This is a genomic window from Streptomyces sp. NPDC126497, assembly GCF_040302425.1.
Taxonomy (GTDB): domain Bacteria; phylum Actinomycetota; class Actinomycetes; order Streptomycetales; family Streptomycetaceae; genus Streptomyces.
Genome location: NZ_JBEORT010000225.1, coordinates 1 through 1,663, shown reverse-complemented (window position 1 = coordinate 1,663; position 1,663 = coordinate 1). Strand labels below are relative to the sequence as shown.

Annotated in this window: 1 protein-coding gene; it reads right to left on the bottom strand. The window is 68.7% G+C overall.

Annotated features, from left to right (window positions below; genetic code table 11):
• Positions 1-1,594: IS1182 family transposase (locus ABTY20_RS35235; RefSeq protein ID WP_352001213.1), on the bottom strand; the 1,594-nt coding region annotated here is incomplete at its 3' end.
• Between the last annotated feature and the right edge of the window lie 69 nt (positions 1,595-1,663).

Genomic DNA, 1,663 nt, shown 5'->3' with positions numbered 1-1,663 from the left:
TGGTGAGCCAGGCGTCGATGCGGATGAGGTTGACGGCGGCGCCGGTGAGCTGGTGCTGGAGGCTGGTCTTGGCCAGGCCGCGGTAGCGGGATCTGCGCAGGCCGCATGCGTGCACGGCTTGGGAGATGGTGCCTTCGACGCCGGCCCGGATTTTGTAGCGGTCCTTCCAGGCAGCGGTTGTCTGGAGTTTTCGCGCCTGCTGCAGTTCTTCGTATTCGTCGCGGGGTCTGAGGTTGATCTCCCGCCGCCGGGGCCTGGGAGAGTTGACGCACTCGGTCAGCCGGGGGCAGGTGCCGCAGTCGGCCGGAGAGAACCGCACCCGGATGGTCGCCAGGCCCTCTTCCGAGCGGCGCTTGGCCCATTGCGTGCTGACAATGCCGTTCGGGCAGGTCACGAGCTGGTTGTCCCAGTCGATGGTGAACGTGTTCTGGCCGAAGGCGGCATCGCCTCGGGCGTGCGGGACGGTCACCGCTTTCAGCGGTCCGTGCAGGTCGACCTGGTGGTCACGGCGGGCGGCGGCCAGGGCACCACCGTTGGCATAACCGGCATCCACCCAGTGCTCGCCCGGCAGCAGATCCCGCCGGGTGAGTTCGTCATGGACCGGGGCGGCCATCCGGGCGTCGGAGACACTCGCGACAGTCGTCACCACACTCGTGACGAGGTGCGGAGTGTCCGGGTCGCAGGTCTCTGTGACATGGACTTTGTAACCGTCCCAGTGGATGCCGCCCTTTCCGCCGGTGCGGGCCTCCAGGTCATAGCAGTTCACCAGGCGCATCACACCTGGTGGCCGGTCTTTTGGGCCCCGGCGGGCCACCTCCCCGTCGACCATGTGGAAGTACTGCACCCACACCTGCCGCAGCACCTCCGCCTCCGGCAGCCGCCGCAAACCCGGCGGAGCGTCCACGGCCCAGACCATCTTCAGCAGGTGCATGCCGTCGTCACCGATCCGCCGATACGTCTGATCACGCCGGGACCGGTCCCTGGGAAAGCGGGAGTCCTCGGCCCGGGTGGCATAGTGCTTGAACCACTCCGGCCGGGCACGACCGCTCAGCCAGTCCGGTTCGGCCAGGGCCACGGCGTTCAGCGCCGAGCGCAGGGTTTCCGCGACCAGCTCCAGCTGGTTCACCTCACGCACCGCGGACAGCACGTGGGTGGAGTCGGTCCGCGCACGGCCCCTGACGACGACCAGGTCCCGCCCCCGGGCCGCTGCCAGCACGGCGTCCAGAATTTCCCGGCCTCCGTCCGCTTTGATGAGCCGGTCGCGGAACTCCGACAGCACCGAATAGTCGAACCCCGCATCGGCCAGTTCCAGCCCCAGCGCGTACTTCCAGTCAATGCGGGCTCGCACCGCCTGGGCGGCCTGCCGGTCGGTCAGCCCCTCGACGAACTGCAACACCAACACCAACGCCAGCCGCCCCGGTGACCAGGCAGGCTTCCCCCGAACCGGGAACAGACCCGCGAACTGCCCGTCACCGAACAACGGCCCCAGCTCGTCACGCACCCGGATTGCCAGGCTGCCCTTCGGGAAGGCCGCCCGCGCCACCCGCACCGTCTCCGCCGGAATCTCACCCAGCCCTGCCGGCCGCATCGACATCGACACCCTCCCCAAACGACATCGGCTCCCAAGACCACAACCGGGTCTTGGGAGCCGACGTCACGCGAG